Annotated in this window: 4 protein-coding genes; 1 reads left to right on the top strand and 3 read right to left on the bottom strand. The window is 44.7% G+C overall.

From position 1 onward, the window contains the following. Nucleotides 1-33 precede the first annotated feature (33 nt). The 3 genes from rpoB to rpsT form a co-directional block, all read right to left on the bottom strand. Complete coding sequence (gene rpoB / locus AN486_RS02960) at nucleotides 34-3,372, bottom strand: DNA-directed RNA polymerase subunit beta (protein WP_027404243.1); 3,339 nt, start codon at nucleotides 3,370-3,372, stop codon at nucleotides 34-36. Nucleotides 3,373-4,110: 738 nt separating this feature from the next. Beyond that, nucleotides 4,111-4,896 (bottom strand): TatD family hydrolase, encoded by a 786-nt coding sequence (locus AN486_RS02955; protein WP_053540077.1) that lies wholly within the window; start codon nucleotides 4,894-4,896, stop codon nucleotides 4,111-4,113. 195 nt (nucleotides 4,897-5,091) lie between these two features. Beyond that, nucleotides 5,092-5,379, bottom strand: a complete 288-nt coding sequence (rpsT, locus tag AN486_RS02950; RefSeq protein WP_039202355.1) for a 30S ribosomal protein S20 — start codon at nucleotides 5,377-5,379, stop codon at nucleotides 5,092-5,094. Nucleotides 5,380-5,848: 469 nt separating this feature from the next. On the opposite strand from rpsT, the gene hisD reads away from it, so the two are divergent. After that, the gene (hisD, locus tag AN486_RS02945) at nucleotides 5,849-7,144 is read left to right on the top strand and encodes a histidinol dehydrogenase (RefSeq protein WP_290599171.1); all 1,296 of its coding nucleotides are present in this window, start codon (nucleotides 5,849-5,851) and stop codon (nucleotides 7,142-7,144) included. Nucleotides 7,145-7,207 lie beyond the last annotated feature (63 nt).

Below are 7,207 nucleotides of genomic sequence, written 5' to 3'. Positions count from 1 at the left end.
ACCTCCCCTACCTCCCCTACCTCCCCTGCCTCACTAATCATCTCCTTCCAAAGATTCACGGGAAAGCGACTCATAGGTGGGTCTAGGTGGTGTCCGTCGAGCAGCTTGATCTGCCATCAGGTCTACCTCCACATCCAAAGAACTACCATCTGCTTGAGTTTCTACCTTATGCACCGCAATATCTAAGCCCAAAGACTGCAACTCGCGCATCAATACCTTGAAGGATTCAGGAGTACCAGGACGGGGAATAGCTTTGCCTTTGACAATGGCATTCAGAGCCTCATTCCGTCCCTGCATATCATCGGACTTAACTGTTAACAACTCCTGCAAGGTATAAGCAGCACCGAAAGCCTCCAATGCCCAAACTTCCATTTCTCCAAATCTTTGCCCACCCTGTTGAGCCTTACCACCCAAAGGTTGCTGAGTCACCAAAGAGTAGGGACCTGTAGAACGAGCGTGAATCTTGTCATCAACCAAATGCACGAGTTTGAGCATATAGGCAACACCGACAGTAATAGCCCGGTCAAAGGGTTCGCCCGTGCGACCGTCATAGACCATGATTTTCCCCGCATTGTCGGGGTTATATACCCAATCCTTAGCAGTTTCGTCTCTGGCTTCTTGGAGTTTGCCGTGAACTAGGCGACGGGAAGTTTCTTCCCCGTACATTTCGTCGAAAGGAGTAATTTTGAACCTGACTCCCAAATTATGACCAGCCCAACCTAGCAAACATTCAAACACCTGACCGACGTTCATCCGGCTAGGTACACCCAAAGGATTAAGAACAATATCTACGGGTGAACCATCGGCTAAATAGGGCATATCTTCAGCAGGCAAAATCCGGGAAATGATCCCTTTGTTACCATGTCTCCCTGCCATTTTGTCACCCACTTGGATTTTGCGCTTTTGAGCTACATAAACCCGAACCACCATATTTGCCCCTGGTGGCAGTTCATCACCTTGTTCACGGGTGAATAACCGGACATCAACTACCCGACCTTTTTCACCATTGGGAACTCGCAGAGAGTTGTCGCGGACATCGCGGGCTTTTTCACCAAAGATAGCCCGGAGCAGTTTTTCTTCTGGGGGTTGGTCTGATTCACCTTTGGGAGTGACTTTACCAACGAGAATATCTCCAGCATCTACCCATGCCCCAATCCGAATAATCCCTTGTTCATCTAATTGTCTGAGGGCATCTTCACCGACGTTGGGAATTTCTCTGGTGATTTCTTCGGGTCCGAGTTTAGTTTGTCGCGCCTCGATTTCGTATTTTTCGATGTGGATTGAGGTATAAACATCTTCCTGCACCAAGCGCTCGGAAATGAGAATCGCATCCTCGTAGTTGTAACCTTCCCAAGGCATATAGGCGACAACGATGTTTTGTCCTAATGCCAGTTCTCCACCTTCTGTAGAGGAACCATCTGCCAATACCTGACCGGCAACGACTTTTTCGCCGATTCTCACCAATGGTTTCTGATTTAAGCAGGTATCTTGGTTAGAACGTTGGTATTTGGAAAGTTTGTATTTAAGTTCTTGGCCTTTTTCAATAACTTGGCTACCACTGGCTGCTGACAACTGACCACTGGCGCGGACACGAATTTCTGTGGCATCAACATAGACTACATCGCCATCGGTGCGGGAAACTATCACCATCCCGGAGTCTCTTGCCGCTTGGGCTTCTAAACCTGTTCCCACTAAGGGGCGTTCTGGTTTTAACAGGGGTACAGCTTGGCGTTGCATATTAGAACCCATCAGCGCTCGGTTAGCGTCGTCATGTTCCAAGAAAGGAATCATGCTGGTAGCTACTGAGACTATCTGTACTGGAGAAACTGCCACGTAATCTACTTGTTCAGGTCCGGTGGTTGTCCAATCTTGGCGATAGCGAACTGGTACTTGTGGTCCTTTGATGTAACCGTTTTCATCTAGGGGAACGTCACCGGTGGCTGTGCGGAGGTCGTCTTCTTCGTCTGCTGTCATGTAGACGGGCGGAACATCGAATAAGACTTTGCCGTTTTCTACTGGTCTAAAGGGTGTTTCTAGAAAACCGTAGAGGTTAACACGGGCATGGGTAGCTAATGAACCAATGAGTCCGGCGTTTGGTCCTTCTGGTGTTTCGATGGGACAAATCCGTCCGTAGTGGCTGGGGTGAATATCTCGAACTGCAAACCCGGCTCTTTCTCTGGTTAGACCACCTGGACCCAAGGCACTGAGGCGGCGTTTATGGGTCAATTCCGCTAGGGGGTTGGTTTGATCCATGAATTGACTTAGTTGGCTTGAACCAAAGAATTCTTTGATGGCTGCTACTAAGGGTTTGGGGTTAACTAGGGATGCGGGAGTCAGAACTTCGGCATCGGATACGGTCATCCGTTCTCGAATAATTCTTTCTAGGCGGTTCAACCCTACTCTGACTTGGTTTTGCAGTAATTCCCCAACGCTTCTGACTCGGCGATTTCCGAGGTGATCAATGTCATCAATACTACCGATATCGTATTCTAGGTTAATGAGGTAATCAATGGCAGCGAGAATGTCCCCAGGGGTAAGGACGCGCATGGTGTCGGGGGCGGAAAGACGAAGTTTTTTGTTGAGTTTATAACGACCAACTTTTCCCAGGTCATAGCGTTTAGGATCAAAGAAGCGGGAGTCTAAAAGCTGTTGTCCGCCTAAAACTGTAGGTGGTTCACCGGGACGAAGTTTTCGATATAATTCCATTAGGGCTTCTTCTTCGGAAAATTGCCCTTCTTTTTCTATGGTTTTTTGGAAGTATTCTGGATGGCGCAGGGCATCAAAAATTTCGTTGTCGGATAATCCCAGTGCTTTCAGAAGTACCTGGGCTGATAGTTTCCGGGTTTTATCTATCCGTACCCAAACTAGGTCATTACGATCTGTTTCAAATTTGAGCCATGCGCCCCGGTTAGGAATTAAGCTGGCGGAATAGGTACGTCTTCCGTTTTTATCAATTTCTGATTTATAGTAGACTCCAGGCGATCGCACAATCTGATTGACAATGACACGCTCGGCTCCATTAATGATAAATGTGCCTCTATCTGTCATCAAGGGCAGATCACCAATGAATACTTCTTGTTCTTTAATGTCTCCTGTTTCTTTGTTCAGTAGACGGGTAGGAACATACATTTGCACTGCATAGGTGCTGTCTCTCCGCTTGGATTCTTCAACGCTGTATTTAGGTTCTTTGAGTTTATAGTTATTACCTAAAAAGTGCAGTTCTAATTTGCCAGTGTAGTCTGTAATTGGACTAAAAGAATTCAGTTCTTCTATTAGCCCTTCTTCTAGAAACCAGCGAAAACTAGAACGCTGAATTTCAATCAAGTCGGGTAACAGAAAGGCGGATTCCATGTATTTGTCGTCGTTAGTCATGCCTTTACCTTTATCAACCTGGTTAAACTTTAAAGGAAGCCGATAGCTTGCGTGGCGCAGCCATAGCTGCGAGTCTGCCATGAAGGCTTTGTGCTAGAATATGAGTCCAAAGGTATGAAGTCCATAAGCTTGACAATAGTTGGCTGCTAGATTTTTGACTGATAGCGCAACAGTCGCGTTAGCCCTAAAATTTCTTTCTACTTCACACTTTTTCACCTTTTACACCTCACACTTGGTCCTGGTTGTGGATTCCCAAAACTGGGGACTGAAACCGGAGTAGGATTCGATAGGGCAACGTTGTGTTTAAGGCTGCACTATGGATTTGATATTGCTATGATTGTCTGGGGTGGACAATTACTTTTAACGATTTTCTATAGGTTTGATATACCAAAGGATTGCCGTTTCTACCTTTTCAAGTTTTTTCCAGTGAAACCTTGGTTGCCAATGCTTGTGATCTATTGAGAGCATCCGTTTGTAGAGATTTAAGTGGATGGGCAGACAATGTTGGATTTTAGATCTGGGTCGCTTCGATTGATTAAGCGGGCTAAAACCACAAACTCTCAAACTGGCTAATATCGGGTTGATAACAGCACAAATTGAGCTTTAGGAATTATTATCCTTCCTTTACCATTATGGCTTGACCTAAATGTTTTGGAGGGATTAATTTTAGCACATTTTTATCCTCCGTTTGGATCTTATAAGTTAAATCATTGCTAATGCTAAAGATTTGATGATCATTTATAATGATAGACCGAATAATCTACAGGCATTTTGGGTGGTTTTCTGGGCAATTTCTTCTATTGTTTCGGCTCGTAGTTTTGCTAGTGCTTCCGCTACATAGCGAACATAGGCTGGTTCATTGCGTTTTTCACCTCGTTTAGGTACGGGTGACAGAAATGGACAATCTGTTTCTATCAGCAAGCGATCGCTGTCCACCATAGCCGCGCTCGCTTGAATAGTTTGAGCATTCTTGAAGGTAACAGTGCCGCTGAAGCTAATATAGAAACCTAAATCCAGAAACCATTGAGTTTCTTCTGGTGTCCCTCCCCAGCAGTGCATGACACCCCGTACTCTTTCTCCATGCAAGTCCCGCCATTTTTGCAGTACGTCTCTGACAGCAGGTGCAGCATCACGACAATGGATGATCACTGGTAAATTGAGTTCACAAGCGATCGCTAATTGTGATGCAAATACTTGATGTTGATGCTCATAGTTATCTGCTTTGTAAAAATCCAACCCCATTTCCCCAATGGCTACCACTTGGGAATGAGAACTGGCTAAAGACTTGATTTGGGTAGCTGTTTGCTGATCCCATTTATTAGCATCTAGAGGATGCAGCCCTACAGCAAAACTAAGTTCAGGAAACTGCTCTGCTATAGCTTGAATGCTCGCAAATTCCTGGGGGTGAACACAGGAGTGGACTAATCGCACTACTCCTGCTTCTTGCCACCGAGAACGCACGGCTGCTAAATCTGGCTGAAAGATGTCAAAGTTAATGTGTACGTGGGTATCTATAAGTTGCATGGCTTGTTGGTGAAAAATTTTAGATTTTGGATTTTAGATTTTGGATTGAGAATTTTTGGGACAAGATCCGCCATGAGAGAGCGGAATTAATCCAAAATCACCAATCTAAAATCATCAGTCTCCACACTTGAGGGTAGAAGTAAATCCAAAATCGTAAATCCAAAATCCAAAATCTCTTGACCACTGAACTATTGACTAAGCGGTAAGGGTTTTGTGTTTATGAGCCAATCTTGACTTTTTTCTGGCTCCATTGTTGGGATGCAGCACGCCAGTTTTTACAGCTTTATCAATTTTGCTGTAAGCTTCTGACATTCTCGCTTCCACTTCCTGCTTGAGTTCTGTTGTCGGGTTAGCAGCACAAGCTTCCACAGAACTAAAGTATTTTTTCATCAGCGTTCTCACGGCTGATTTATATGCTTTATTACGCAGTCGGTTACGTTCTGCGATTTGTGCGCGTTTAAGAGCAGACTTTGTATTCGCCACAGTAATTCCAAAAAAGACTATTAATTATGTACACACACTACTAGGTTTAATAAATATAGCATTATTTTCGCTAATGTGATAGTTTCTGAAAAAAAATATTTTATTTGGGCGGAAAAGCTGATGCCTGGGACTGAAAAAATAGATTAAAATGATTTACTGACAAAGAAACCAGATCAGTTCCCCAAATTCAGACTTCTGGAATATTAAATTTCTCAGGCTGTCTGAATTTTATAAAGTAGTATCAAAAAAATCCAGGTTAAGCTAGAGAAGAGAATTACATTCAGCTTGATCCCCTAACACGGCAAAACGAAAGTCGAAAGTTAAAAGTCAAAAGTCAAAAAGCTGATATTTTAGGCTTTTTAGCTATTTTGAATGGTTGTTCTACTAACGCGATGTTGTCGTAGCCGGTAAAAAGCCCAAGTAGTTCTTGTTTTGCGAATATTGTAAAATTTGGTATTGTCATTATTCCATGCTGCGAATTATTACTCAGCAGGCAGACGTTAGATCAGAACTTCAACGAATCTGCGATCGCACCCAGGATGAACAGGTACTTCATAAAGAAGCAACAGTCCGCGAAGTGTTGCAAGCGGTGAAGCGCCAAGGCGACAAGGCTGTACTACATTATACAGCCGAATTTGATCACCAAATTCTGAAAGCAGAAGAACTCAAGGTAACAGGATCAGAACTGGATGCAGCCTACCAACAGGTATCCAAGGATTTGCTCCAGGCGATTCGACTAGCTTGCCAAAAAATAGAGGCTTTTCACAGTCAGCGTATCCCCAAAAGCTGGGTACAGTTTGGCGATGATCAAGTAGTTTTAGGCAAACGCTACACCCCAGTAGATCGAGCAGGTTTATATATACCAGGCGGTCGGGCTTGTTATCCCAGTACAGTGTTAATGAATGCCATTCCCGCAAAAGTGGCAGGTGTCCCTCGTGTAGTGATGGTGACACCAGTTAGAGGCGGTAAAATGGTGAATCCTGCGGTTTTGGTAGCGGCCCAAGAAGCAGGAGTTCAGGAAATTTACCGTGTGGGGGGCGCTCAAGCCATCGCAGCTTTAGCCTATGGCACGGAAACTATCCCCAAAGTCAATGTGATTACCGGACCTGGTAATATTTATGTCACCTTGGCTAAAAAGTTAGTTTACGGAACTGTGGGCATTGATTCTTTAGCAGGTCCTAGCGAAGTGCTGGTAATTGCTGATGAAACAGCTAATCCTGCTTATGTGGCGGCGGACTTATTAGCCCAAGCAGAGCATGATCCGATGGCCGCAGCGATTTTGCTGACAACGGATGCGGGGTTGGCGAAAAAAGTGCAAATGGCGGTGGAAAGACAATTGGTAGATCACCCACGGCGGATAGATACGGAAAAGGCGATCGCCCATTATGGTTTAATTGTGGTGGTAGAATCCCTAGCCGCAGCAGCCGAACTTTCCAACGAATTTGCACCAGAACACTTAGAATTAGAAGTTGCCGATCCTTGGGCTTTAATTAACCAGATTCGCCATGCTGGGGCAATATTCCTGGGTAGTTCCACACCTGAAGCTGTAGGCGACTATTTAGCCGGTCCTAACCATACCTTACCTACTTCTGGTGCTGCCCGTTATGCTTCCGCTTTAGGGGTAGAAACATTTTTAAAACACTCAAGTATTATCCAATACTCACAAACTGCTTTGGAAAAAGTGGCATCTGCCATTGACATCTTAGCAACTACGGAGGGTTTACCTTCCCATGCTGATTCCGTTAAACTCAGGGTAGAGGATTGACACTTTTCCGTTTAGAATACGGTCTTAAAAATTACTCCCTCGTCGTTACGCAGGCTATCGTCA

The sequence above is a fragment of the Anabaena sp. AL93 genome, from assembly GCF_001672085.1.
GTDB lineage: Bacteria > Cyanobacteriota > Cyanobacteriia > Cyanobacteriales > Nostocaceae > Dolichospermum > Dolichospermum heterosporum.
This window is presented reverse-complemented; position numbering and strand designations above follow the sequence as displayed.

Bases quoted from the DNA above. Each gene is read 5' to 3' on its own strand.
- rpoB (WP_027404243.1), bottom strand. From the start codon at position 3,372: ATGACTAACGACGACAAATACATGGAATCCGCCTTTCTGTTACCCGAC.
- AN486_RS02955 (WP_053540077.1), bottom strand. From the start codon at position 4,896: ATGCAACTTATAGATACCCACGTACACATTAACTTTGACATCTTTCAG.
- hisD (WP_290599171.1), top strand. From the start codon at position 5,849: ATGCTGCGAATTATTACTCAGCAGGCAGACGTTAGATCAGAACTTCAA.